General features: G+C 71.5%; 19 protein-coding genes and 1 pseudogene. 13 read left to right on the top strand and 7 right to left on the bottom strand.

Going from position 1 to position 24,652, the window contains the following annotated elements; all coding sequences use genetic code 11:
* Positions 1-70: 70 nt before the first annotated feature.
* A complete protein-coding gene (locus tag WME89_RS28485; protein WP_438002838.1) occupies positions 71-1,363 on the top strand; it encodes a response regulator in 1,293 nt (430 codons plus the stop codon).
* A gap of 472 nt (positions 1,364-1,835) precedes the next feature.
* Here the strand turns inward: WME89_RS28485 and WME89_RS28480 are convergent, their stop codons facing one another.
* Entirely contained in the window at positions 1,836-2,339 is a 504-nt protein-coding gene (locus tag WME89_RS28480) for a hypothetical protein (protein WP_438002837.1), read from the bottom strand.
* Positions 2,340-2,837: 498 nt separating this feature from the next.
* Here WME89_RS28480 and WME89_RS28475 point away from each other — a divergent pair, with 498 nt between their 5' ends.
* From WME89_RS28475 to lon, 4 genes are all read left to right on the top strand, one after another.
* The gene (locus tag WME89_RS28475; RefSeq protein ID WP_437617764.1) at positions 2,838-3,440 is read left to right on the top strand and encodes an RNA polymerase sigma factor; all 603 of its coding nucleotides are present in this window, start codon (positions 2,838-2,840) and stop codon (positions 3,438-3,440) included.
* Positions 3,437-4,309 carry a tetratricopeptide repeat protein gene (locus WME89_RS28470; protein ID WP_438002836.1) on the top strand — a complete coding sequence of 291 codons (873 nt, stop codon included), beginning with the start codon at positions 3,437-3,439 and terminating at the stop codon, positions 4,307-4,309. The genes WME89_RS28475 and WME89_RS28470 overlap by 4 nt, the downstream gene beginning before the upstream one ends.
* A gap of 47 nt (positions 4,310-4,356) precedes the next feature.
* Complete coding sequence (locus tag WME89_RS28465; protein ID WP_438002835.1) at positions 4,357-6,081, top strand: LA_2272 family surface repeat-containing protein; 1,725 nt, start codon at positions 4,357-4,359, stop codon at positions 6,079-6,081.
* A gap of 276 nt (positions 6,082-6,357) precedes the next feature.
* Complete coding sequence (gene lon, locus WME89_RS28460) at positions 6,358-8,760, top strand: endopeptidase La (RefSeq protein ID WP_438002834.1); 2,403 nt, start codon at positions 6,358-6,360, stop codon at positions 8,758-8,760.
* Between the two features lie 879 nt (positions 8,761-9,639).
* On the opposite strand, the gene WME89_RS28455 is transcribed toward lon, so the two are convergent.
* Positions 9,640-9,891 (bottom strand): hypothetical protein, encoded by a 252-nt coding sequence (locus WME89_RS28455; protein ID WP_438002833.1) that lies wholly within the window; start codon positions 9,889-9,891, stop codon positions 9,640-9,642.
* A gap of 544 nt (positions 9,892-10,435) precedes the next feature.
* On the opposite strand from WME89_RS28455, the gene WME89_RS28450 reads away from it, so the two are divergent.
* From WME89_RS28450 to WME89_RS28435, 4 genes and pseudogenes are all read left to right on the top strand, one after another.
* Positions 10,436-11,443, top strand: coding sequence for a DUF2167 domain-containing protein (locus WME89_RS28450; protein WP_438002832.1), 1,008 nt, complete (start codon positions 10,436-10,438; stop codon positions 11,441-11,443).
* 220 nt (positions 11,444-11,663) lie between these two features.
* Positions 11,664-12,092: pseudogene (locus tag WME89_RS28445) on the top strand (DUF4150 domain-containing protein); the annotation flags it as partial.
* A gap of 79 nt (positions 12,093-12,171) precedes the next feature.
* Positions 12,172-13,365 carry a DUF6531 domain-containing protein gene (locus WME89_RS28440; protein WP_438002831.1) on the top strand — a complete coding sequence of 398 codons (1,194 nt, stop codon included), beginning with the start codon at positions 12,172-12,174 and terminating at the stop codon, positions 13,363-13,365.
* A complete protein-coding gene (locus WME89_RS28435; RefSeq protein WP_438011983.1) occupies positions 13,274-16,021 on the top strand; it encodes an RHS repeat-associated core domain-containing protein in 2,748 nt (915 codons plus the stop codon). The genes WME89_RS28440 and WME89_RS28435 overlap by 92 nt, the downstream gene beginning before the upstream one ends.
* On the opposite strand, the gene WME89_RS28430 is transcribed toward WME89_RS28435, so the two are convergent.
* Positions 15,999-17,096 carry a hypothetical protein gene (locus WME89_RS28430; protein ID WP_438002830.1) on the bottom strand — a complete coding sequence of 366 codons (1,098 nt, stop codon included), beginning with the start codon at positions 17,094-17,096 and terminating at the stop codon, positions 15,999-16,001. The genes WME89_RS28435 and WME89_RS28430 overlap by 23 nt on opposite strands.
* A 199-nt stretch (positions 17,097-17,295) precedes the next feature.
* Positions 17,296-18,420: a type I restriction endonuclease gene (locus tag WME89_RS28425; protein ID WP_438002829.1), complete on the bottom strand. Its 1,125-nt coding sequence runs from the start codon at positions 18,418-18,420 to the stop codon at positions 17,296-17,298.
* Positions 18,421-19,029: 609 nt separating this feature from the next.
* On the opposite strand from WME89_RS28425, the gene WME89_RS28420 reads away from it, so the two are divergent.
* Positions 19,030-19,935: a hypothetical protein gene (locus tag WME89_RS28420; RefSeq protein ID WP_438002828.1), complete on the top strand. Its 906-nt coding sequence runs from the start codon at positions 19,030-19,032 to the stop codon at positions 19,933-19,935.
* An 82-nt stretch (positions 19,936-20,017) separates the two neighbouring features.
* Here WME89_RS28420 and WME89_RS28415 read toward each other — a convergent pair whose 3' ends face one another.
* The gene (locus tag WME89_RS28415) at positions 20,018-20,299 is read right to left on the bottom strand and encodes a helix-turn-helix domain-containing protein (protein WP_438002827.1); all 282 of its coding nucleotides are present in this window, start codon (positions 20,297-20,299) and stop codon (positions 20,018-20,020) included.
* Positions 20,300-20,464: 165 nt separating this feature from the next.
* On the opposite strand from WME89_RS28415, the gene WME89_RS28410 reads away from it, so the two are divergent.
* Complete coding sequence (locus tag WME89_RS28410; protein ID WP_438002826.1) at positions 20,465-21,115, top strand: RNA polymerase sigma factor; 651 nt, start codon at positions 20,465-20,467, stop codon at positions 21,113-21,115.
* A complete protein-coding gene (locus WME89_RS28405; protein WP_438002825.1) occupies positions 21,112-21,738 on the top strand; it encodes a JAB domain-containing protein in 627 nt (208 codons plus the stop codon). The genes WME89_RS28410 and WME89_RS28405 overlap by 4 nt, the downstream gene beginning before the upstream one ends.
* A 57-nt stretch (positions 21,739-21,795) precedes the next feature.
* Here WME89_RS28405 and WME89_RS28400 read toward each other — a convergent pair whose 3' ends face one another.
* Complete coding sequence (locus WME89_RS28400) at positions 21,796-21,999, bottom strand: hypothetical protein (RefSeq protein ID WP_438002824.1); 204 nt, start codon at positions 21,997-21,999, stop codon at positions 21,796-21,798.
* A gap of 194 nt (positions 22,000-22,193) precedes the next feature.
* On the opposite strand from WME89_RS28400, the gene WME89_RS28395 reads away from it, so the two are divergent.
* On the top strand, positions 22,194-22,781 hold the full coding sequence (locus tag WME89_RS28395) for a Uma2 family endonuclease (RefSeq protein ID WP_438002823.1): 588 nt from the start codon (positions 22,194-22,196) through the stop codon (positions 22,779-22,781).
* A 192-nt stretch (positions 22,782-22,973) separates the two neighbouring features.
* On the opposite strand, the gene WME89_RS28390 is transcribed toward WME89_RS28395, so the two are convergent.
* Positions 22,974-24,542, bottom strand: a complete 1,569-nt coding sequence (locus WME89_RS28390; RefSeq protein WP_438002822.1) for an aldehyde dehydrogenase family protein — start codon at positions 24,540-24,542, stop codon at positions 22,974-22,976.
* Positions 24,543-24,652: the final 110 nt, after the last annotated feature.

The following is a 24,652-nucleotide window of genomic DNA, read 5'->3' as shown; positions in this document are numbered from 1 at the left end:
GCAGCGATCTGCCGTGCACGGCAGCCCCGGCCCGCTCAGATCGACGAGCCGGCGCTGGCCGAGGTTGGACATGAACAAAGCGAGCGCGCTTTCCAGGACGAGGATCCTCGTCGTCGACGACAACGCCTCGATCCATAATGATTTCCAGAGGATCCTGAAGGCGGCTCCCTCCAGGTCCTCGCTCGAGGAGCACGAGGCCGAGCTCTTCGGCGACCTCGACGCGCCGAGGACCCTCCCGGTGGTCGAGCTCGACGTCGAGCTCACGCTGGCGCACCAGGGGGAGGAGGGGGTCGAGCTCGTGCGGCAGGCGCGGGCGCTCGGGGAGCCTTACGCCGTGGCCTTCGTGGACTTCCGGATGCCTCCGGGGATCGACGGGGTGGAGACGATCCAGCGGATATTCCGCGAGGATCCGGACATCCAGGCCGTGTTCTGCACGGCGTACACCGACCTTTCCTGGAAGGAGATCGCGAACCGGCTCTCGCAGGTGGACCGGTACCTGATCCTGAAGAAGCCGTTCGAGCCGATGGAGGTGCGCCAGATGGCGGCGGCGCTGAGCGCGAAGTGGCGGAACGAGCGGGAGCGCGCGAGGGCGCACGCCGCGCTGCTCGAGCGCGAGGTGCACCTCCGGGCGCTCGTCGACGCGCTGCCGCAGGGGCTCGTGCGGGTCGATCGGCACGGGCGGTGCCTGGAGTACCGGCCGCCGCAGGGGAGCTGCGCGGGCGCGGTCCCTTCCTCGCTCGAGGATCTCGTGCCGGCGGGCGACGCGGCGCGGGTGCTCGAGCTGGTGCGGCGCGCGATCGATCAGGCGGTGTCCCAGCGGATGGAGCTCTCCGTGGACGGCGACGAGGGGCGCCGGCACGTCGACGTGCGCATCACGGCCCTGGGCGGCGATCGTTCCGAGGCGATCGTCTCGCTGTCGGACGTCACCGAGCTCAGGCAGCGCCAGGAGGAGGAGCGCCTGCTGCGCGAGCGGGAGATCGCGCTCACGGCCCAGGTCGAGGCGCTCGGCGCGCTGTCGACGCCGATCGTGCCGATCTCGCGGCGCGCGGTCGTGGTCCCGCTGGTCGGGGAGTTCGACGCGCGCCGCGGCGAGAGCATGCGGTCGGCGCTGCTGGCGGGCATCGTCGCGCGGGGCACCCGCACGGCGATCATCGACGTCACGGGCGTGCCCAGGATGGATGAGCAGATGGCCACCGAGCTCGAGCGGACGGCGGGCGCGGTCCAGCTGCTCGGCGCCGAGCCGGTGCTGACCGGCCTCGGCCCGGAGGCGGCGCAGCAGCTCGTCGCGCTCGGCATCTCGCTGGCGGGCCTCAGGACGTTTCTCACGCTGCAGGAAGGCGTAGCCTTCGCCCTCCGCCGGTAGAGCGGCGGCCACCCGCTTCGGATACGGGCCCATCTCGACGTTTTCGGTGCTCAGCGCACTGGAGTGCGCTTCCGCGCCGAAAACGCCGATCTGGGCCCGTCTCCTGTGCGGGTGGCCGCCGCTCTGCGTCGCATGTCGCACCGTTTTCGGTGCTCAGCGCACTGGAGTGCGCTTTCGCGCTGTCGACGCCGATCTGGGCCCGTCTCCTGTGCGGGTGGCCGCCGCTCTGCGTCGCACGTGGCAGACCCGGCCGACGACCGTTGCGCTGAGAGAGGAGAGGAGGAGAAGGAATTTTTCTCTCTCTGTCTTCTCTTGGCGTACTTGGCGTCTTGGCGGTTTGTATTCTTCTCTTCTGATCACCGCATCAGAGGGAGCGACGCCACGACTGCATCACAGGTTGAGCCCTCTCCAGGCCAGCCGCATCACGTGCGGCTGGCGCGAGGCGTCGCGGCGCCCGGGAGCGCCGCGCAGCTCAGCTGCAGACGCCTTCCACGCACGCGCTGCCGCTCGGGCAGTCGCAGTCCACCTCGCAGGAGATGGCCGGCTCGGGCGGGGGCTCGCAATAGCCGCCCTCGCACGAATCGCCCTCGGCGCAATCGCACGACGCCGCGCACGGCGTCTTGCAGGCCCCCTCCACGCACTCGTTGCCGCTCGGGCAGTCGCAGTCCGCCTCGCACGCGGCCGACTCCCCTCCCGCGCCAGTGCTGCTGTCGCCGCCGTCGCCGTCATCGTTGCCGTCCGGGCGCCCGATGTCGGGCGCGTCAGGCGCGTCGGGCGCGTCAGGCGCGTCGGGCGCGTCAGGCGCGTCGGGCGCGTCGGGCGCGTCGGGCGCGTCGTGGCCGTCATCCCAGAAACACTCCTCGTCGTCGTCCCAGTCGCAGTCACGGTCGGTCTCGATGTAGCAACCGACCATCGTCGTCGAGAAGAAGCACAAAGAAAGGCCGAGGCCCCACTCGAAGCCCGTGCGCATATTCATGTTCATCGCTCCTGATCCGGGAGATGGACTCATGACAGCGGCGCCGCCCATCACCGCGGCGCCCTCTGCCCACCCGATGCTGCGTGCCCGCCGCCCCGCGCCCCGTTCAACGGCTCGCGCGCTTCGCACGATTCCGACGCCCGCCCCTCCGCCCCCTCCCGGCCGTCCCCCCCCGGCCCGGGGCGGGTCGACCCCCGCCTGCCGGTCTCGTTCGATTTCGCCCGCCGCGGTTGAACGATCCCGACCCGCCCGGGCACGAAATGGACGCGCGGCCATGAACGACCTCCTCCATGCCGGGCACGAAGCGGGGTGGCTCACGTCCTCCCTCGTCCTCCGGCGCCGGTCGACGGCAAACGGGCAGCGCCACGGAGCGCTTTCGGATGTAATCATGACAACGCACGAATGGATCGAGACGGGACAGAGCAGGCGCCGGGCTTTCCGCAGGGACAGCCAGCGGGGGCCGCTCCTCCTCGGCGCGCCGAGGAGAGGAAGGGGCCGATGAGGACCATCGCGCTCCTCATGCCGTTCCTCTTCACCCGCGGCGCGGAGCGCACGCAGGACGCGGAGGAGGCGCTCGTCGAGCGGCTGCGGCAAGGCGACCCCGCGGCGATCGGCGAGGCCTACGACAAGCACTACGAGGCGGTGCGCGCGTTCGCCCGGCGCCTCACCGGCGACGACGCGTCCGCCGAGGATCTGACGCACGACGTCTTCGTCAGCCTGCCGCAGGCCGCGCAGCGGTTCCGCGGCGGCTCGTCGCTGAAGACGTTCCTCATCGGCATCGCGGTCAACCACGCCCGCCACCACCTCCGCTCCGCCGGGCGCCGCCGCGCGGCCATGGAGCGGCTCGCCCTGGAGCCGGACGAAGAGAAGCCGACGAACCCCGAGCGGGAGGTCGGCCGCGCCGCCCTCGCCAGGGCCCTGAACCGCGCCCTCGACGAGCTGCCGGACGCGCAGCGCGCGACGTTCGTGCTGTGCGAGGTCGAGGAGCGCAGCGCGCGCGAGGTGTCCGAGATCCTGGGCGTGCCCGAGGCGACCGTGCGCACGCGGCTTTTCCACGCCAAACAGAAGCTCCGGACGCTGCTGGAAGAGAGGACCCCATGAAGGACGACGTGCTCCGCGACGCAGCGCGCGCGCTGCGCGACGAGGCCGACGCCTCGCGCGGCCGTCGCGACGAGACGCGCGCCCGCGTGATGAGGAGCCTGAAGGCGCAGCGCGCCCGCCGGCTCACGACCGTCCGCCTGGTGGTCCCGCTGGCCGCCGTCCTCGTCGGCTCTGCCGCGTGGGCCTCCGCCGCGCGCTGGTTCCCGGACGCGTTGAACGACATCGCCTCCCAGCTCGGCCTCACCGCGGCAGATCCGCCCGACGCGCCGCCCGGGCCGCCGACCTCCCGCGCGCGGTCCGCGCCGCGCCGCGCGGCCGAGGCGGACGCGCCCGCGCCGCCGCAGGCCGAGCCCAGCGTCGCGGAGCTCGCGCCGCCGCCGCTCGAGCCCACCGTCGCTGCGCCCGTGCCGCTCGCGTCGCCCACGGCGCCCTCCGCGAGCGCGCCGGCGCCGCGGCGCGCGCCGGTCGTGGCGGTCGCGCCGGCGCCGCAGGCCGCGCGCCCGGCCGCCTCGACGAGCGCGGCGAGCCCCTCGCCCGCGGCTCGCCCGCAGGCGAACGATCCGCAGGCCGTCCAGCGTCCGCCCGCCGGTCCCGACACCGACGCGCTCTACCAGGCGGCGCACCGCGCGCACTTCGTCGAGCGCAACCCGTCCGTCGCGCTCGGCGCCTGGGACGCCTACCTCGCCGCCGCGCCTCGCGGCCGCTTCGCCGTGGAGGCGCAGTACAACCGCGCCCTCTGCCTGGTGCGCCTCGGCCGCACGGACGAGGCGCGCCGCGCGCTCGAGCCGTTCGCGCAGGGCGCCCACGGCGGCTACAGGCAGACCGAGTCGCGCTCGCTGCTCGAGGCGATGAGCAGCGCGGACCGGTGAGCGACGGCGCGTGAACGAACGCGCCGCGAGCGGGCACTCCACGGTCGATGAACACACACGATACCGCTCCTCTCTCCGCTCCGCCGAGCGGTCCGCCGCGCTCCGTCCGGAAGCCCTCCGCGCGCGGCGCAGGCCTCCGCGCGCGCGCCCTGCTGCTGCGCGCCCTCGCCGCCGCGAGCGTCGTCGCGGCGGTCTCCGCGCCCCCCGCGAGCGCGCTCGCCGCCGAGCCGACCGGCGCCGGGATCGACCTCGTCGTCGACGGCGCCTCGTGGACGCTCGATCCCGAGGCCGTGCGCGCGGCGGTCGGGCGCGAGCTCGGCGGCCCCGTCACGCTCTCGCCCTCGGCGACCGCCAGCCGCCCCACGCTTGTCCTTCGCGGCGAGCCCGACGGCCGCGTCACGCTGACGTACAGCTCCACGGACGGCCGCCACATCGGCCGCACGATCGACGTCCCCGAGGATCCCGACCGCGCCGCCGAGGCGATCGCCCTGCTCGCGGGCAACCTCGTCCGTGACGAGGCGGCGGAGCTCGCCGCGGCGCTGGGCAAGCGCCCGCCCGAGGAGCCGGCCGCGAGCCCTACGCCGCCCGCTGCGGGCGAGCCGAAGCCGCCACGTGAGGCCGCGCGCTCCGCGAAGGCCGCGCCCCCGGAGCCTCCTCCGTGCGCGCTCCCCGGCGCGACGACAGTCCGTTTCGGCGGCGACGTCGTCCCCTTCGTCGGCTCGTCGAGCTTCACCGGCACGAACGTCGTCCGCCGTTACTCGCTGAACCTCGTCGGCGGCTACACGGCGGGCGTCACGGGCGTGGAGCTCAGCGCCGGCATCAACATCTCCTCGTCGTTCATGTGCGGCGCGCAGCTCTCCACCGCCGCCAACCTCGTGCTCGGCCCGGCGCGCGGCGCGCAGCTCACCGCTGGGCTCAACCTCGCCGGGTCGCTCCGCGGCGCGCAGGTAGGGCCGTTCAACGTCGTCACCGGTCCTGTCGACGGCGTGCAGGGCGGCGCGCTGAACGTCGCTGGCCCTGTCGACGGCGTGCAGGGCGGCGCGGTGAACATCGCGGCCGGCCCCGTGGCCGGGGCGCAGCTCGGCCTGACCAACGTCGCCGTGGGCGAGTCGACGGGAGTGCAGGTCGGCCTGCTCAACGCGGCCGTGAGCAAGTCGACGGACGTGCAGGTCAGCCTCGCGAACGTCGCCGCCGGCGAGTCGACGGGCACGCAGATAGGCCTCCTGAACATGGCCACCGGCAAGGTGAGGGGCGCGCAGATCGGCCTCATCAACTACGCCGACGAGTCGCCGTTCTCGCTCGGGCTCCTCAACATCATCCGCAACGGCCGCCTCGACGTGGACGTCTGGGGCCTCGAGTCCGGCATCGTGATGGCCGGCCTCAAGCACGGGAGCGACCACTTCCACAACGTCTACGGCGTCGGCGTCCGCCTCGTCGGCGACCGCCCCCTCGTGGCGTACGCGCTCGGCCTGGGCGGCCGCATCTCCGTCGGCAAGCGCGCCTTCATCGACCTGGACGCGCTCGGGTACTCGCTCCACGACCCCTCGTCGTCGTTCGAGCCAGCGGCCGTGCTGACGCAGGCGCGCGCGCTCCTCGGCCTCCGCCTCGCCCCGGAGTTCGCGATCTTCGGGGGCCCCAGCTACAACGTCGCCTTCGGCGACACCCCCGAGGACGCCAGGCTGAGCCCGTACGGCAGCGTCCCGCTCCGCCTCAACGACACGGACGCCCAGCGCGCCTGGCCCGGCGTCGTGCTCGGCGTCGAGGTCCTCTGACCGGCGCGCCTGGCCCGGCGTCGTGCTCGGCGTCGCGGTGCTCGACCTACAGGCCGTGCTCATCCGCAGCGGGTTGACGGGCGCGTGAACGAATTTACTTTCCGTTCATCGGTTCATGGAGCTCGCCCGAGCGGTCGCTCGAAGCGGTCTACGTGAGCGTCCCATCCGCGCGCCGCGCGCCGCCCTGACCGGCGGAGGCGCGGCGCACCTCATCGACAACCCGTCCACCGATTCCGGCACGGATGGCGCGAGCCGTCCGCTGCCACAGGAGTCCGCATGAGCCAGCTTCGAAGCGGCGCCAGCGCGCCTCGCTCTCCATTTCCCCTGCTCCCTCTCCGCACGGGCGTGCTCTTCCCCGGCACCGTGCTCACCCTCCCGGTGGGCCGCGCCCGCTCGGTGGCGCTGCTCAACGCGGTGCACGCCGGCGACGTGATCGGCGTCATCGCGCAGCGCGATCCGAAGCGCGAGGATCCTCAGCGCGAGGATCTCCACGACATCGGCACGTTCGCGCGGGTCGTCGACGTCACGCGCGTCTCGAACGGCTTCCGCCTGGTGATCGAGGGGCTCGATCGCTTCGCGCTCACCGCCCTCGTCGACACCGAGCCCTACTGGCGGGCCGAGGGCGCCGTCGCGCCCGAGTTCCTCGGCGACGCCGAGGAGGCGCGCCTGCTCGCCGCCTCGCTGCGCGATCGCGCCCGCGAGATCGGCCCGCGGACCTCGACCAACCTCGCCGAGATCGCCGCCGCGAGCCGGGCCGAGCCCGGGCTCTTCGCCGACCAGATCGCCGGCGCGCTCGGCCTCCCGACCGAGAAGGAGATGGAGGTGCTCGCCGAGCTCCGCGTCGTGCCGCGGCTCCAGCGGGTCGCGAGCCTGCTCGCGGAGGCGGCCACCCTCGCGGACCTGAAGAAGAAGATCGACAGCGACGTGCGGCGCGAGCTCGGCAAGGGGCAGCGCGAGGCGATCCTCCGCGAGCAGCTCCGGGCCATCCAGAAGGAGCTCGCGGGCGGAGAGCAGGGCGAGGACGATCTGTCGATCCTGCGCCGCCGGCTCGACGAGGCCGGGCTCCCCGAGGAGGCGCGCGCCGTCGCCGATCGGGAGCTCCGAAGGCTCGAGGCGATCGGCCCGCAGAGCGCGGAGCACAACGTGATCCGCACCTACCTCGAGTGGATCGCCGACCTGCCGTGGAGCGCGCGGGCGACCGTGAAGGACGACCTCGACGCGGTCCAGGCGAAGCTCGACGAGGACCACCGCGGCCTCGACGACGTGAAGCGCCGCATCCTGGAGCACATGGCCGTGCTCAAGCTGACGGGGCAGTCGCGCGCGACGATCCTCTGCCTCGCGGGCCCGCCCGGCGTGGGCAAGACCTCGCTGGGCCAGTCGATCGCCGACGCCACCGGCCGCCCGTTCGTGCGCATCTCGCTCGGCGGCGTGCACGACGAGGCGGAGCTGCGCGGCCACCGGAGGACGTACGTCGGCGCGCTGCCCGGCCGGATCGTGCACGCGCTGAAGAAGGCCAAGGTGAAGAACCCGATCGTGCTCCTCGACGAGGTCGACAAGCTCGGCGCCGGCTGGCGCGGCTCGCCCGAGGCGGCGCTCCTGGAGGTGCTCGATCCCGAGCAGAACCGGACGTTCGTCGACCACTACATGGAGCTCCCGTTCGATCTGTCGGAGGTCGTCTTCCTCTGCACGGTGAACGATCTCGGCGCGCTCTCCGCGCCGCTCCGGGACCGGCTCGAGATCATCGAGCTGTCCGGCTACACGCCGGACGAGAAGGTCGCGATCGCGCGGTCGCACCTCGTCCCGAAGCAGCTCAAGGAGCACGCGATCGAGCCGGCGTCGCTGACGATCACGGACGAGGCGCTCGCGGCCATCGTGCGCGACTACACGCGCGAGGCCGGCGTGCGGCAGCTCGGCCGCGAGATCAAGAAGCTGTGCCGGGCGATCGCGCTGGAGGTCGCCCGCGCCGCGGACGGCAAGGTCCCGCGCGTGGTGGTCGAGGCGCACGATCTCGGGAAGTACCTTGGCAAGGTCCGGTTCTTCAGCGACGTGGCGGAGCGGACGAGCGTGCCTGGGGTCGCGACCGGGCTCGCCTGGACGCCGGTGGGCGGGGACATCCTGTTCATCGAGACCTCGCGGATGCCGGGGAAGGGCAGGGTGGAGATCACGGGCCAGCTCGGCGACGTGATGAAGGAGTCGGCGAGGGCGGCGCTCTCTTATGTGCGCAGCCACGCTGGCGAGCTCGGCGTCGACACGGCGAAGCTCGAGGCGGAGGACCTGCACATCCACGTCCCCGCGGGCGGCGTGCCCAAGGACGGGCCGTCGGCGGGCGTGACGATGTTCACGGCGCTCACGTCGCTGCTCTCGGGGCGGCGGGTGCGGTCGGACACGGCGATGACGGGCGAGTGCACGCTGCGCGGGCGGGTGCTGCCGGTCGGCGGGATCAAGTCCAAGGTGCTCGCGGCGCACCGCGCCGGGATCACGCGGATCGTCCTGCCGCAGAAGAACGCGCGCGACGCCGAGGACATCCCGAAGGAGGTGCGGGCCGAGCTGGAGCTCATCTTCGTCGAGGACATGAGCCAGGTCATCGCGGCCGCGCTGGAGGAGGCGCCGATCGAGGCGGTGGCTCCGGCGGGCGAGGCGGCGAACGTGACGGCAGGCGAGCCGGCGGCTGCTGCGTAGCCGCGCAGGGTAGGGGAGGGGCGCCGAGCGGCGCGCGCGGTGGTGCCGAGCCGCGCGCGCCGGCGGGGGGCTGTGCGCGGCGGCGCGCGGGCGGGCGCTCGGCCATCCGCCAAGACCGGGGCCGGAGAGCTTGCGCCGAGAACACCGCCCGGCATGTCTCACTTCGGGCCACGCCTTCTGAGACGTCTCGTCGCGCGCCACACAAGGCGCGCCTGAGACGTAGAGCCTCCCGAGACCTCATGGCACCTCGTTCGGTGCTCGCCGCGCCTACCCGCGCGCCGCCGCGCGCAGCCCCCCGCCGGCGCTCACATGTCCTGGGGGCGCCGTCCAACGGGACGTCTCGTTGCGCACCGCACAAGGCGCGCCCCGACCAGCATGACCTACGACACGCTCTGAGCGCGCGGCCCCTCTGCGTGGCAGCGAGAGCGCTGAGCCTGCCCACGTGGCGAGGAGCGCCCGTCACGGCGACTGCACGCCTCAGGATCGTGAGATCCGAGGGCCGGCGGCGCTGCTGACGGCCTGCTCCGCCGCGCGGGGACGGATCCGGAGAAGAAAATTACGCCTGGTTCGATCTCGGCCTCGCGGGCGCCGATCTTGTGGGCTTGTCCGAGGGGCTGCTCTGGGTTGAACTCTCTACAGGATGCATGAGCTTGACTTGACAAGACTCGCCGCTCGCGCCGCGCTGACGCTGGCCGTGAGCGTCGCGGCGGTGAGCTGCCAGCTCGTTACGGGCCTATATGACATGCACGTCGACGACTCGATCGGATGCGGGCCGGCGGGGACTCCGTGCGGCGGGACGTGCGCGAGCGGGGAGGAGACGCCTCCGGGCACCTGCGGCGACGACGGCACGTGCTCCGCCGAGCCGAGGAGCTGCGCGCCCTACGCCTGCGACGCGAGCGGGACGGAGTGCGCCACGAGCTGCTCGACGTCCCGCGGCTGCAGCGACGCGGTGTGCGACACGTCCTCCGGAACGTGCCAGGCATGCGACTGGACCCCCGATGAATCTCTGCCCGCGGTCATCAGGAGGTGCGCTCCCGAGGGCGGCGGCACGTGCAACGAATTCGGGATCGACACGGCGAACCAGCCCGTGATGCTCGATGCGTCGGAGCACCCCGTGGTGCTCGTGTGCATCGGTGATCAGTGCAAAGGCGCTCTGGTGACGTGCAGGGGACCGTTTCCGTGCGAGGTCAACTGCAGTGACAACAGCTGCGAGGACCTGGATTTGCGGTGCAGCGACACCGGCCGATGCTCGCTCAAGTGCAACGGCTCAGGGTGTTCGGGCAACGTGAAGGTCACATGCCAGGCAAATTCTTGCAGTGTCGATTGCACAGGCCTCGGTGACGGTCCCACCCATCCCTCCATCCATCGGGAGTGCGGGAGCTCGTGCTCGTGCAGCGAGACGCCGGAATGTGGAGGCGGTGGGGGCGGCGGCACACCCTAGCAAGGAGACGCCCGGGATAGGGGTAGAGCCAAGACCACGCGTGTTCCGACACGCTTCCGCGGTCAGCGGGAGCGGGAGGGCGGCGGGACGGGAGGGGGACAGGACCGCCATGCATCGACGGGGCCGCCTTCTCCACAGCCTGCGGGAGCGCCCCCGTCGCGCTTGTGCGCCACGGGACATTCTGGTTGAATGCTCGGAATTTTTTCGGCAGGGTGTTCCGTCAGGAGGGGGAGTATGTCACATCGTCGACTCGCTTCGATCGCTTCGGTGGCCCTGGTGCTTGGCGCGAGCGCGCTCGCCGCGGCCGGGGACCCGAGCCCTGCCGGGCCCGCGGAGCCTGCAGGTCGAGCGGCTGGCGCCGCGCCCGCGGGGGCCGCGCAGCCGGCTGCGGTGGAGCCGTCCGGCGACGCAGAGCGGGAGCCGACGGCGGAGGAGATCGCCGCGGCGATGCAGAGGTTCGATGCCGAGCTGAAGCTCCAGAGCGGGAAGGTCACGGTCGGTGACAACCTGGCCGAGCTCGACGTACCGGAGGCGTTCCGCTTCACGGGCCCGGAGGGCGCCAGGAAGGTGCTAGAGGCCTGGGGCAACCCCCCGGGCTCCGACGCGCTCGGCATGCTGTTCCCGGCCGGCCTGAGCCCGATGGCGGACGACTCGTGGGGTGTCGTGATCAGCTATGTGGAGGAGGGCCACGTCGACGACGACGACGCGAAGGACATCGATTTCGGCGAGCTCCTGGCCGAGATGCAGAAGGATACCAGCGAGAGGAACCTGGAGCGCCAGAAGGCGGGCTTCCCCGCCGTGCGCCTGAGCGGCTGGGCCGAGCCACCTCACTACGATCCCGCGTCGAAGAAGCTGTACTGGGCCAAGGCGCTCGAGTTCGACGGCAACAAGGACGGCACGCTCAACTACTCGATCCGCGTGCTCGGGCGCAAAGGCGTGCTCGAGCTGAACGCCGTCTCCGGCATGAGGCAGCTCGCGACGGTGCGGAGCGAGATGCAGAGCGTGCTGAAGTTCGTCGAGTTCAAGCCCGGCAACCGTTACGAGGACTTCAACGAGGACATCGACCAGGTGGCCGCGTACGGCATCGGCGCCCTGGTCGCGGGCAAGGTGGCGGCCAAGGCGGGGCTGTTCAAGGGGCTGCTCGCCGTGCTGCTCGCCAGCAAGAAGCTCGTCGTCGCCGGCCTGGCGGCCGCCGCGGGCGGCGCCAAGGTGCTCTGGGACCGGGTCCGCGGGCGCGCCTGATCAGGCGGTCACCCCGCCCGGACAGTACCGCGTCTCGTCGTGCACCGGACGGTCATGACAATCATCGCGCTGTTTCGGCAGTGTACGGCTCCGCCACTGCTGGTCGAGGATCCCCCAAGGGAACGCCGGCTGGGAGGGCAGCGCAGAGGCGAGACGCCGGATCCCGCGATGGCGCGATCCGCCCCTGTGCAATCCCGCCCCGGTTGAGCTGTCAACCGGGATGCGGCGACAGCCCAGGTTGCGGGGTCATCCGCTCCTCGTGCGCCCCTTGGCGCCGATTGGTCGCGGTTGCTGCCCTTCGGTGACGTGTGCGAAGATCTGCTCCGCTATGGGCAAGGTCACTGCGCTCGGTATGGATACGATCACCGATAAATCGGGCCATCAGATGACCGGCATGGCCGTGAGCGTGTGCCTGACCCCTGCGGCCCCGTCACCCTTGCCCATTCCGTATCCGACGATGGGAACCGTCGCGGAGGGCATCACCGACCCGTGCATGCGCACGAAGATCGAAGGGGCCAAGATCCTCACCGTCGGTGGCTGCATGAAAGCATGCCACGGCAACGAGCCCGGCACGCTGAAGGAGGTCGTCAGCCTGAACACTGGGGGCCCGTGCTTCCCCTGGCTCGGCGCGCCCAACGTCCTCATCGAGCTCGGTATGGCCGGCATCACCGGCAGCATGGGTCAGATGAACAAGAGCATCACCGTCGGTGCTGGGGCCAACGCGAGCAATGCAGGCGGCAAGGGCGGCGGCGGCGGGCAGCGGCGGCGGCGGCGCGGGCGGGCCCGGCGGCCGGGGGCCGCAGGCGGCGAGCAACGGCGGCGGCGGCGGGAGCGGAAACAACTCGGGCGCAGCGCCGCCGAGCCCACCCGCGCCGCCGGGCGCCGAAGGGCAGGCCAGCGGCGGGCACCCGGTCGATGTCGTGACCGGCGCCATGTTCACGATCCCCTCCGTGGATTTCGAGCTGTTCGGTCCGTCCGCCGTCCAGTGGGTACGCCAGTACCGGAGCTCGGCGGTCGAGCGCAACTGCGGCCTGGGCTGGGGCTGGTCACACACGTATGCGTGGCGCGCCGAGGTGACCGCCAACGGCATCAACGTTATCGACAGCGAAGGCGCTGTCATCTCGTTCCCGCGTCTCGAGGACGGCGAGGTCGCGTTCGCCCCGTTCGGCAGGAAGCTATGGCGTCGCGGTAATGACCTGGTGCTCTCCCAGGACGATGACAGCGAGCACGTCCTGCGGCGGGACGCGACCGGCGTCCATCGCCTGGTCGAGGTGCGCGACCGCGCAGGAAACATCATCGATATCGAGTGGGACAACGGCGAGGTGTGCGCCGTCGTGGACAGCGTCGGCCGGCGTGCAGAGCGAGAGCGCCAGCTGGACCACGAACGCTGGTACCTGGTCCTCATCGGCGAGAACGGCTCCACGCACCGCCTGCGCGCCGTCAGCTATGTCTACGACCAGCGCGGAGACCTCGTCCAGGTCATCGACGTCGGAGGCGCCTCCTTCGAGTACCGCTACGACCGCCTGCCCGGCGGGCTCGTCTTCCACTTCCGGTACGAGGACGGCCCCGACGGCAAGCGCAGGTGTGTAGAGACCTGGGGCGAGATCCCCGGACGCGACATCCTGGCGGAGCTCGGCGGAGGCCAGCGCTACTCCCCCCTCGAGACCAAGGGCATCTACCACACGCGCTTCCGGTACGGCCCAGAGCCGTTCGAGACGACGATGATCGACGCCGAGGGGGGGCGTCCACCATTACGTGGGCAACGCGCTCGGGCTGGTGCGGAAGTACACGGATCCGATGGGGCGCTTCCAGCTCCTCGTCTACGATCGGATGGGGCGGATCGTCAGCACCCAGGACGCGCTCGGCAACCGCACCCACACGACGTTCGACGTCGAAGGACGGCTGACGAGCTACAGCGATGAGCTGGGGCAGCGGACCACGTTGACGCGGGACGCGTCTGGAAACGTGACGAGCCTCGTCGCCCCCGGGGGCCATCGCTGGGTGATGAAGCACGACAACAACGGGTTCATCACCGAGCGGACGGACCCTCTCGGCATCACCTGGAGCTGCGCCTACGACAAGCAAGGTCGCACCATCAAGCGGTCAGGGCCGAGCGGCGACGAGGTGATGAGCTACGACGCCCACGGCAACCTGGCTCAGTTCACGAACGCGCTCGGATCCACGTGGAAGTACACCCACGACCTGCTCGGCCGCATCGTCGCGGTCGAGGGGCCCGAAGGGCACCGTTACACGATGGAGTATGACGCTTACGGCAGGCTTGTCTGCGCCCGAGGCCCATGCGGCCAGCGCATGGATCGGGATCATGACGCCGCGAGCAACGTCGTCGCCGAGAGGGCATCGGACGGTGCTGTCGTCCAGTATCGCCACCTCGGTCCGGCGCTCGTCGAGCAGCGGCTCGCGGACGGCGGGGTCATCCGATCGGGGTACGACGCGCTCCTGCGGCGCCGCTGGACGGAGAACCCGGCAGGGGAGCGGTCCCTCGTCGACTACGACGCCGGCGGCCGCATCGTGCGTGAGCGCACCTTCGCCGGGCATGAGTATCGCTACGAGCACGACGACGCGAAGCGGTGGAAGACAAAGGTATGGCCGGACGGGCAGTGGCAGCGCTTCGTTCGCGACCCGGCCGGCCGCGTGGTGGCCGTCGAGCGGTCCGACGGACGGACCGACCATTTCGAGCGAGACGAGCGCGGCTTCGTCGTCCGTGCGAGCAACCAGGACGTCTCCGTCACCCTCGTGCGCGATGCGTTCGGCCGCGTCACGCGCGAGGTACAGAGCGCGGTCGGCTGGGAGTTCGGCGTCGAGCACCGCGCCGACCCGCAGGACGTGAACGAGATCCACCGCTACTCCACCGGGTGGAGCGTCACCCTCCAGCGAGGGCCGTTCCACGTCGTCCAGGAGATCGCCGTCGATGAGGGGCAGGACTGCCCGTCCGAGGCCATCGTCTTCGAGCGGGACGAGCGCCGGCGCGAGGTCCGCCGCGTCCGGAAGGGAAGGGCGGACGGCATCACCACGCGCCGCGACCCCATGGGTCGGCCCGTCGAGGTCGACCTCATCGACGCACGCGGCAAGGTGCTGCGCAAGCGCACCTACCGCTGGGCAGCAGCGCCCGGGCTCGCCGCCATGACGGACAGCGAGCTCGGAGAGCGGATCTATGCGCTGGATCCCCTCGGGAGGCCGCTCCGCGCCAGGGGCGCGCACGTGGACGAGGCCTTCCGCTACTCGCCCCACGGAACGCCGCTGCCCGAGCGGGAAGAGGGGAGCGTCGGCGCGGGTGGCAGGCGGCTCTCCGCCGGCGACACGCGCTTCGTGTGGGACGCGCGCGGGCGGCTGCACCAGACGGTGGCCGCCGAGCCCGCGCGCAGCTGGACATTCACCTACGACACGGACAACCGGCTCAGGGAAGCCCTCCGGGGGGACGGCTACCGCGCGCGGTTCGTGTACGACCCGTTCGGACGGAGGATCGCCATTGCCGGGTCCGACGGGAGCAGCACCTGGTTCGGCTGGGACGCGTCCGCGCCCGTCGAGGAGAGATCCTCGAACGGCGCAGTCGTGCGCCGGGTGTTTGACGATGACGAGCACACCCCCCTGCTCGAGAGCGTCGGCCCGGGCGCGTGGCGCATGGTGGCGACGGACGCGACCGGCACGCCCTTCTTCTTCCTCGGCCGCGACGGAGCGCACGGGGAGATCGAGCTGTCGACCTGGGGACGGGTCGCGTTCGCGCGCGGTGAGACGGGCGCGCTCAGGTTCGCGGGCCAGCGCGCCGACGCGGAGACGGGGCTCGTCTACAACCGGCACCGCTATTACCTGCCGGAGATTGGGCAGTACATCACGCCGGATCCGCTCGGTGAATACGTGTCTTTCCAGGACATCGGGTTCGTCCCCAACCCGACGGCCTACATCGACCCGTTCGGCCTGATCATCATCGTCGGCATGCAGCGACAGGGGATGGATCCAGAGGCGGACGCTGCCGCCGAGGCCCGCGCGCGCACGACCAACCCAGCGCAGCGGGTGGTCTACATGAACGACCTCTACAACCCGAACAACAAGGAGCACCAGAAGCCCGCGAACGCGGGCCGGGTCGGGCGCCTCGACAACCTGCCTCCCGGCGAGGGCGTCGAGGTCATCGCCCACGGCGCTCCTGGCGTGGTCCGGTTCGGTCGCGATGTGGTCGGCGGCGCCGACGTCGCCAAGCGCCTCCAGCACGCCGGGCTCAAGCCTGGCACGCCGGTGACGGTCGTCGCCTGCCACTCGGCCACGACGCCGGCCAACGGCGGCCAGAGCGTCGTCAATGCGTTGCACCAGGCGACCGGCGGGCAGAACCCGGTGACCGGCGTCGCCGCCAACGCAGGCTCTACCAACCCGAGGGCAGGCATCGCGGTCACCCGGCCGGGAGTCCCGGGCGCACGGCCGCACGCCGACGGCCCGACCGGTACGGTGGACATCACCGACGGGCACTGGGCGCGCGCGGAAGGCGGTAAACCAGCGGCCCCCATCGATCCCCCGCCGACGATGGGCGATCCGAGCGGCCCGGCGTTCACGCCGCCTGAGGGAGGATGAGCAGATCCGCCGTCTCGATCCAGAGCGCCAGCGTCGGGGTGAGCGCACCACGGCGGAGGATCATCACCAGGAAGGGGCCGTCGCAGCTCATCGCCCGCGGCGGCAGCGAGAGCCCTCCGAGCCTCGCCTCGGAGGTGAGCAGCGCTCCCCCCTCGTCCAGACGGAACCGGATCCGCTCGACGATCTCGCCGAAGGCCTGGTCCTCGAAGCCCGGGGTCGCGATCGCCCTTCCGTAGAGCTCGTCGTACCTGCGCGTCAGGTCGAAGTCGATGCAGGGCACCTCGAAGCGCTCTCGCTCGGCCAGGAACGCCCCGGGGTCGGCCTCGACGTCATCGCGCAGCTTCTGCGTCGCCCACGCGACCGTCGCGGCGAGCGTCGGCCCCGGGACGCACCGCGCGACCACGAGGCGATCGCCGCGGTCCTCGGTCATGAGCTCCACGACGAACTCCTCGGTCGGCTCGTCGTCCTCGGGCTCCCGTCCGAGCTCCGCGACGAAGAGATCGGTCGGGAGGAAGCGGTGGTGGTGCACGAGCACCTCGGCGGTGCGCGCGGCGTGGAGCTCCGCCGGCGTGGTCACCGACTCCCACAGACCGAAGCTCTCGACCGGCTGGCATCGAAATGCGAGCCGCCCGTGCTCCCGCATGAGCGGCGTCGGGAACGTCAACGCTTTTGCCAGGTACGCATAGGCGACGAAGAGCCCCGGCCGAGGTGCCCCAGCAAGCAACCGGGTATCCAGGCGGACCCCGAAGCGTTCGCGGAGCTGCCGTTCGACGCGGCGCACCCACTCCTCGGTGTGCGTCCCGGCTAGCGCCAGGCAAGCGCCCGGATCGACGGCGGCGCCGGTCACGGGGCTCCGGTTGAGCGCGCGCACGATCGCGGCGGCGGGCTCGTCCGGGGCGGTGTCGCGCAGCGCGACCGGCCCGCCGAGCAGCGCCGACAGCTCCCTCCACGCGAGGTCCAGCGTCGCGCACCAGACCAGATCCCTGCCAGGCTCGTGCGCGACCTCGAGCGTCGGGACGATGGGCGTGCGCTCGGCGGCGAAGGGCACGGCGGGTGCTTCCTCTCGGGTCTCCATCCCAGGCAATTCTAGACCCTCGCCGGCAGCATGTAGTGGATCTCCGGCTTGCAAGGCCCAGCGATGTTGAACCAGCGCGCCACGCCGCGACTGTAGCAGCACGGCCGGGCGCAGCGCTCGCGCCTCACAGCAGCGAACGGCCGGGAGGGCGCGGCCTGAAGCTGGTGGAGGCCGAGGCCGAAGGAGCGCGAGCGTGGGTCTAGACGGCTGTCCCGCCGCCGTCGCCGGGCTCGGCAGCCTTGCCTCTCAGCGCACCTCTCACGTGCTCGTGAGAGGTGCGCAGCAGCTCGCCCAGCTTGTCGATGTCTTCGATCGACTCCATCGTCACGCACGACCAGCCGAGCTGGGGGATGGTGACCGGAAGCGACGCAGCAAGGGGGACCACCCTTTCGCTCGGCAGAGGTACCCAGATGCACGGCTTCTTGCGGCCGGCCAGCAGCCTGCAGAACACCGCCGTCCGCCTCTCCTGAAGATGTATCTTCAGATAGGATACGGTGTCTTCGTAAGCGATCGGCCGTTCGGGCCCGAGCAGGCGCTGAGCCTTCGCGAAGGCATTGAGCTCTTCCTGCGTCGTTTCCACCTTGGGGGCCTGCGGCTCCTCGGGAGGAGCGCTGATGCGAGCCTGGGCCTCCAGAACCGATGCCAGCGCGCGCTGCTTGGCCCATTCACTGATGGCATTGGCCACGATCGGCTTCCAGCTCTCGACCACCGCAGCGGTCAGGTTCCTCGTCTCGATCCTTGCGATGGCGAGCTTCGTGAACTCCGGCGCCGGCTCGAGGAGCCTGGCCAGCTCCTGAACAAGAAGGTTCTGCTGGCGGGTCCGCTGGGCGAACGCCCGGAGGAGGCCAGCGTTGTACTCGGACTTCTGGAGCACTGTGAGGAAGTCGATCGGCGGCTGGTCGTCGGCCAGAACGTCCCACTGCACGAACGGCTCTCTGTCCATCACATTTTCGTTCACGATATCGGTGAAGAAGCGCCACTGGATGCCGTTCGTCAGGATTCCGAGCTTCGCCTCAGGGGCTTTCGCGAAATAATCCGCCAGCTGCTCGTCGAAGCCGGCGAGCTTCCGTCCCGCTTCTTTGGCTTCTACGAAGAAGATGGGGCGTCCGTTCTGCAGGAATGCCCAGTCAATCGGCTTGACCGAGCGGTCCTTACCGAAGTCGACGCGATACTCGGGAAGGCACTGGCGAGGGTCGGTCAGATCGTAACCAAGAAGAGTGAATAACGGCCCGATCAAGCTCTGCTTCGTGGCCTGTTCATTGCCCTTGACGTGCTCTGCCAACTCACGGACGCGATGGACATGTGATGCGAGCGCCTCCCTCATGGACTGCCCCTTTCGTACTGAAGAGGCTACAGGACCTCCGCGCTGTGTGTCGAGCGCGCGGCACCTGGTTTCGAGGAGCACGCGGCGCCTCGGTGCCCCGACCAGCGCTCACCGTCGGAGCGCGTCGACGAGGGCCAGCTCAGGCTGCTGAGGCCGTGATGGCGCCGCCTTCGCACCCCCTCCGGCTCCGAACAGGGCCTCCGGCCGGCGCACCCGCCCCTCGCCGCAGGTCGTGGACGCTCGCCAGCACGTCCGGAGCCGTTGTCAGCACCCGCCGGTGCAGCTCCCCCGCGCTGCTGGCCGCGCTCCCCGCGCTGCTGGTACCGCTCCTCCAACCTGCTGGTGTAGCTGCCCCGCCGTGCTGGTATGGCTCCTTCGCGCTGCTGGCGCAGCTGCCCCGCCGCGCTGGCCGCGCTCCCCGACCCGCTGATCCCGCTCCCCAGCTCCGCCGGGCCGCGTCCCCGAAGCGCTGGCCCAGCTCCCCGGCGACGCAACCATGCTTTCCAGGGATCCAGGGCCCGCTGGGCCGCGCCGAGCTCTGCTGTCGTGCTACGACCGCCCGCTGGCCACCACGTCCACACTGGCCACCACCCCACCAGGAGGTAGGTTATGGGAATCGAACTCTCACAAGAGCAGCACGCAGTCCTGAAGGAGACCCGCGCGGTCGGCACCCCCGCGGAGTTTCAGGCGCTCCTCGAGCAGGCGCGCCCCGAGCTGGACCGCATCGTCCGCGAGGTCATGGAGCCGAGCCAGCCCATCTCGACCACCCTCACGGAGCTGCGGGATCTCTACCTGTCGGTCGTCCAGTACGAGGCGTCGCTCGCGAGCAAGGCGTACGGCCCCGAGCGCCGCGCGCTGCTCCGCGGCGCCATCCAGCTCCTCGACACCGCGAACCTCTGGTTCGGCGAGGGCAAGCGCACCGGCGCCTACCAGGTGCGGTCGATCGAGCAGGTGCTCAAGGCGAGCCGGCCCTGGCGCGCGCGGCTCAAGGCGTTCGCCGATCAGGCGTTCGTCTTCGAACCGGACGTCGCGGAGCAGTTCGCCGACGTGAACACGAGCGGCACCCTCGACGAGGAGGTCAGCGACCTCGGCATGCTCCTCCGGCTCGCCAAACAGCACCAGGCCCGCCTGGCTCCGGTCGGCCTTACCGACGACTTCCTGCGCGAAGGCAGCGTCCTGCTCGACGAGGTGAGCGGCCGCGACCTGCTCGGCATCCTCGGCCTGCGGAACCGCGAAGAGGCGATGGCGCTCCGCAACTCCATCGTCACCTACGCGACGCTGCTCGGGTACGAGGCGCGCGCCGCCGGCGTCAACGCCTGCTGGGATATGCCGGAGGCGAAGCGCCGCTTCAGTGCCGCCTCGTTCCGCAACGCCCTGCGGAGGCTCCGCCCGAAGCGCCGCGGCAGCGCCGCCGCGCCGGAGGAGACGGCGCCGGTCGAGCCCAAACCGACCGAGCCCGCGCCCATCGAGACCAAGCCGGCCGAGCCCAAAGCGATCGAGCCCGCGCCGGTCTAAAGCGACTCGTCTCAGTGCACGCGGGGCGCTGGATACCGGCGCTGCGTGGGGCGGCTTTGAGGCGCTTGCCCCAGGTGCGGGATCACGGCTCGCGGGGTCGCGCCTTGCGTGGCCGGCCCCGCTTCACCGGCGGTAGCTCCCGCTGGCGGAACAACGCCCCAGGCCGGACGCCGAGCACGTCGGCCAGCCTCACAAGGACGCCCACCCCGACGTTGGATTTGGCGCGCTCGACCTTCTGCAGAAAGCCGAGGGCGATTCCGGCTGCGCTGGCGAGCTCTTGCTGCGTCATGCCGCGCTTCAGACGGATCCGGCGGATGTTGGCCCCGATGAAGCCGAGCACCTCCTCCAGCCGAGCATCAGGCATGGCGAAGGCGTCGACTCTCGCGCGAACTGGAATAGTATCTCATATGTCTCATTTGGGTTGCCGCACCCGCGCTCCGGCACCTAAGCTCCCCACAAGCAAGTGCTGCCCGCGACGGCGCCAACCGTCCGGGCAGCGTGGCCGAACCCCGCACGAACGAGGTCCGACATGGAAACGGTACGTCCACGCCCCGAACAGGGCCAAGAGATCGATCCGCCCTCACGCCGCCGCCTGCGTCCCTCTGCTCGCAGCCGGCTCGCCCGCCCGCCCGAGCCCGATCACCAGCCAGCTCACCCCGCCGTCTACCTCGAAGCCGCCGCGCTCCTCGAACAGCGCCCGCTCATCCGCAGCACGTTGCGCGCCCGCGGCGTTCGCGCCGCGGATCTCGACGACGTCACGCAGGAGACCGTGCTCGGCGCCTGGTGCAGCATGCGCGCCGGCCGCTTCCGGCCGTCCCCCGATCAGCCGCCGGGCGACGCCTTGCGCGCGTGGCTGGTCGCGGTCGCCTTGCGGCAGGCTTCGCACCACCGCGACAAGGCGCACCGCCGGCGTGAGGTGGCCGCGGTCGAGCCTCACCGTCTCGCGGCGTTCGCTGCGCACTCTCCGGAGCCGCGCCTCATGGCGCGCGGGCTGCTCCGTGCCTTCCACCGTCTCCGCCCGGAGCTCCGCGAGGTCCTGGCGCTCACCGCCACCGGCCTGACGATGCGCGAGATCGCCGCAGCGCTCGCGATCCCGAGGCCGACGGTGGCCACGCGGCTCCGCCTCGCGCGGCGTCTCTTCGCCCGGGCCCTCACGCGCAGGCGGAGGTGGCCCCGATGAGCAGCGCCCCCGTCGACGCCCCCGCCGAGACGGCGGCCGAGATCCCGACCGCGACCGAGGCCGGCCTGATCGAGATGGTGCTCGGCATCCCGGCTGTCGGGCCGCGCATCCTCGGCACGGCCGCCCTCCCGTCCCTCGGTCGCCTCTCTCCCGCGGCGCTCGCCGAGCGAACCCAGATCGCGCTCCTCGACGCGACCCGGCTCGCCGCGGCCTTCGAGCTCGGCCGCCGCGCCCACGCCGCGCGCGCTCGCCGGGGCGCGCTCCTCACCGACGCCGCTCGCGTGGCGCGTTACTTCGGCCCGAGGCTCGCTCCCCTCGTCCACGAGGAGCTCTGGATCGCGGCGCTCGACAGCCACGGCCGCGTGCGCGAGATGCGCATGCTCGCCCGAGGCGTCGACGACGCCCTCTACGCAGGCCGCTCAACCATCCTGCGCGCGGCGCTGGACATGGCAGCCATCCGCTTCGTCCTGGCCCACAACCACCCGAGCGGCGATCCGACGCCGACCGGGGAGGACCATGAGATGACCCAGGAGCTGCGCCACCTCTCCCATGAGCTGCACGTCCCGCTCCAGGCCCACGTCATCGTCACGCCCAGCGGGCGGTACCACGCCGTCCTCGAGTAGGCCGCGGCAGGCTGTAGAACGTCACCGGGGCGGGGAAGTTCCAGACGACGCGGAAGCTCATCCGTCCTGCTCGCGGGCCAGCTCCTCCAGGGCCTGCGGCAGATCCTCGTGAGCGACGAGGCGCGCTCGGCCCGCCGCGATGTCGGCGAGGTCGTGCTCGAGCTCGGCGCGCTGCTCCGGCGTGAGCCTCTGCACACGCGGCGCGCGGTCGATGGCCGCGAGGATGGGGTTGCTCGGCGAGGCATCGGGGCGGGTAGCCACGGATGCAGCGTGGATCGGAAGGGGCGAGGGGAGCAAGGGGCGCGTCTGGCACGAGCTCAAGGGCTGCCGTCGCCACCCCTCGACGCCGCCGACCGAGGGCGAATGAACCTGGGCTGGTTTCACGACGCGCGGCGGTGTCGGTGGTCCAGAGGGTCCCTTGGTACCCTCTGGACCACTCGGCTACGCTGTTGGCCATGGGGCAGCCCGCTGAGAAGCGCCGCCGCGCGACCTACGCCGACCTCGAAGCGGTCCCGCCGACCAAGGTCGCGGAGCTCATCGGCGGCGAGCTGTACGTCTTCCCGCGCCCTGCGCCGAGGCACGCGAACGCGAGCTCGGTTCTGGGGATCGAGATCGGCGGCCCCTTCCAGCGAGGCCGCGGCGGCCCCGGTGGCCGGTGGATCCTCGACGAGCCCGAGCTCCACTTTCCGGACCCGGCGTCACCTGGCGACGACGACATCGTGGTGCCGGACCTCGCGGGCTGGCGGCGGGAGCGCATGCCCGAGCTGCCGGACACCTCCTACTTCCCGCTCGCGCCGGACTGGGTCTGCGAGGTCCTGAGCCCGTCGACCGAGGAGCACGACCGCACGGTGAAGATCCCCGTCTACGGGCGCGAGGGCGTGCGGCACGTGTGGCTCGTCGATCCCATCAAGCGGACGCTCGAGGTCTACGCGCTCTCCCGGCGTGCCTGCGTCCCGGTGGGGACACACCGGGAGGCCGCCCGGGTGCGCATCGAGCCGTTCGAGGCCATCGAGCTGGACCGCTCCGCGCTCTGGGCGACGTAGCAAGCGGCCCACCACGCGAAGGCCACGTTCCAGAGCGGTGCCCGGCCGCGTCTGGTACATGCGACACAGAGCGGCGGTCACCCGCACAGGAGACGGGCCCAGATCGGCGTTTTCGGCGCGCAAGCGCACTCCTGTGCGCTGAGCACCGAAAACGTCGAGATGGGCCCGTATCCGAAGCGGGTGCCCGCCGCTCTAGAACAGCTCGCCGATGCGCCGGAGGAAGCTCCCGCTCGAGTAGAGCGCGCGCATGCCCTTCTTGAACCAGCCGTACGACGCCTCGGTGTAGGGGAACCACGTCGGGTCCTTCGACCCGAGCGCGACGCGGTCCGCGTTGATGTGCTTCACGTCGCACATCTGCCGGATCCCGTCCTCGCCCATCACCCGGCCGAAGCCGCTCTGCTTGATGCCGCCGAACGGCGCGTCGGGGAGGGCGCCGTTCAGGAGCACGTCGTTGACCAGCACGCTGCCGACCTGCAGGCGCTCGGCCAGCCGCCGGGCGTGATCCGTGTCCTCCGAGAAGACGTACGCGTTCAGCCCGAGGTGCGACTCGTTCGCGAGGCGGATCGCCTCCTCCTCGGTGGCGACCTGCATGAACGGCACGACCGGCCCGAAGATCTCCTCGTTCATCACCGTCATCGCGTGATCGCAGCCGGCGAGGATCGTCGGCTCGAAGAACTGGCCCGGCCCGGGCACGCGCTTGCCGCCCGCCTTCACGCTCGCGCCCTTCTCGACCGCGTCCTTGATGTGCCGCTCGGCCACGTCGATCTGCGGCGGGAAGATGATCGCCCCGACGTCGACGAACTCCTTGCCCGGATCGCCCTGGTTCAGCCCCTTCGTGATCTCGATCGTGCGCTCGAGCAGGCGGTCGTGGATCTCGCGGTGCGCGTAGACCCGCTCCACCGCGACGCAGACCTGCCCCGCGTTCGCGAAGCCGCCGAACACGATCGCCTGCGCCGTGCGCTCGATGTCCGCGTCCGCGCACGCGATGAGCGGCGCCTTGCCGCCGAGCTCCATCACGCACGGGATGAGGCGCTCCCCGCACGCGGCGGCGACCCGCTTGCCCGTGCTGACGCTGCCCGTGAACAGGAGCATCTGGATGCCGCTGTCGATGAGCGCCGCGCCGGTCGGCCCGTAGCCGGTGACGACCTGGAAGAGATCCTCCGGCATGCCCGCGCCGTCCCAGACCTCCTTCTGCTTGAGGGCGATGAGCGGCGTCACCTCGCTCGGCTTGAGCACGGCGGCGTTGCCGGCGATGATCGCCGCGAGCACGTCGCGCAGCGCCAGCTGGAACGGGAAGTTCCACGGCGAGATCACGCCGACGACGCCGCGCGGGGCGTAGTGGATCCAGCTGCGCCGGTGCTTGAAGAGGTGGAGCTTGATCTCGCGCGGATCGAGCGCCTTCGGCGCGATGTCCGCGAAGTACGTCGCCATGTCGGCCGCCACCAGGACCTCGTGGAGGAGCGCCTCGTGCCGCGGCTTGCCGCACTCGCGCGACAGCAGATCGACGATCTCGTCGGCCCGATCGACGATGGCGTCACGGAAGCGGAGGAGCCGCTGGCTGCGCTCCTCGACGGGCAGCGCGCCCCAGGCCTCCTGCGCGCGCCGCGCCCGGGCGACCGCGGCCCGCACCTCCTCGGCGCTCGTGTTCGGGACCTCCCCGAGCAGCTCCCCGGTCGCAGGCGCGTAGCTCCGGATCGTGTCGCCCCCGTGCCCGTTCACGCCAGGACCGCTGCCGTTGCCCCCGATCGAGCGTTCGCTCACCACCTGACCCATGTTCGATCCCTCCGCTGCCGAGCCCCGCGTCGTGGCCGGACGGCCCCGCGGTTCGCTGCTCGGCGCCGGGACCCTACCCCTCCCGCGCAGGTACAGCA

Origin of the sequence: Sorangium sp. So ce321, assembly GCF_051530195.1 — a bacterium.
In the GTDB taxonomy this organism is placed as follows: Bacteria; Myxococcota_A; Polyangia; order Polyangiales; family Polyangiaceae; genus Sorangium.
This window is presented reverse-complemented; position numbering and strand designations above follow the sequence as displayed.

Excerpts from the sequence above, each read along its gene's own strand:
- WME89_RS28455 (WP_438002833.1), bottom strand. The coding sequence starts at position 9,891 with ATGCACACGAGCACCACGGGGTGCTCCGACGCATCGAGCATCACGGGC.
- WME89_RS28465 (WP_438002835.1), top strand. The coding sequence starts at position 4,357 with ATGAACACACACGATACCGCTCCTCTCTCCGCTCCGCCGAGCGGTCCG.
- WME89_RS28405 (WP_438002825.1), top strand. The coding sequence starts at position 21,112 with ATGAGCAGCGCCCCCGTCGACGCCCCCGCCGAGACGGCGGCCGAGATC.
- WME89_RS28435 (WP_438011983.1), top strand. The coding sequence starts at position 13,274 with ATGGGGCGGATCGTCAGCACCCAGGACGCGCTCGGCAACCGCACCCAC.
- lon (WP_438002834.1), top strand. The coding sequence starts at position 6,358 with ATGAGCCAGCTTCGAAGCGGCGCCAGCGCGCCTCGCTCTCCATTTCCC.
- WME89_RS28475 (WP_437617764.1), top strand. The coding sequence starts at position 2,838 with ATGAGGACCATCGCGCTCCTCATGCCGTTCCTCTTCACCCGCGGCGCG.
- WME89_RS28470 (WP_438002836.1), top strand. The coding sequence starts at position 3,437 with ATGAAGGACGACGTGCTCCGCGACGCAGCGCGCGCGCTGCGCGACGAG.
- WME89_RS28420 (WP_438002828.1), top strand. The coding sequence starts at position 19,030 with ATGGGAATCGAACTCTCACAAGAGCAGCACGCAGTCCTGAAGGAGACC.
- WME89_RS28485 (WP_438002838.1), top strand. The coding sequence starts at position 71 with ATGAACAAAGCGAGCGCGCTTTCCAGGACGAGGATCCTCGTCGTCGAC.
- WME89_RS28415 (WP_438002827.1), bottom strand. The coding sequence starts at position 20,299 with ATGCCTGATGCTCGGCTGGAGGAGGTGCTCGGCTTCATCGGGGCCAAC.
- WME89_RS28430 (WP_438002830.1), bottom strand. The coding sequence starts at position 17,096 with ATGGAGACCCGAGAGGAAGCACCCGCCGTGCCCTTCGCCGCCGAGCGC.
- WME89_RS28480 (WP_438002837.1), bottom strand. The coding sequence starts at position 2,339 with ATGAATATGCGCACGGGCTTCGAGTGGGGCCTCGGCCTTTCTTTGTGC.
- WME89_RS28450 (WP_438002832.1), top strand. The coding sequence starts at position 10,436 with ATGTCACATCGTCGACTCGCTTCGATCGCTTCGGTGGCCCTGGTGCTT.
- WME89_RS28425 (WP_438002829.1), bottom strand. The coding sequence starts at position 18,420 with ATGAGGGAGGCGCTCGCATCACATGTCCATCGCGTCCGTGAGTTGGCA.
- WME89_RS28410 (WP_438002826.1), top strand. The coding sequence starts at position 20,465 with ATGGAAACGGTACGTCCACGCCCCGAACAGGGCCAAGAGATCGATCCG.
- WME89_RS28440 (WP_438002831.1), top strand. The coding sequence starts at position 12,172 with ATGCAGGCGGCAAGGGCGGCGGCGGCGGGCAGCGGCGGCGGCGGCGCG.
- WME89_RS28395 (WP_438002823.1), top strand. The coding sequence starts at position 22,194 with ATGGGGCAGCCCGCTGAGAAGCGCCGCCGCGCGACCTACGCCGACCTC.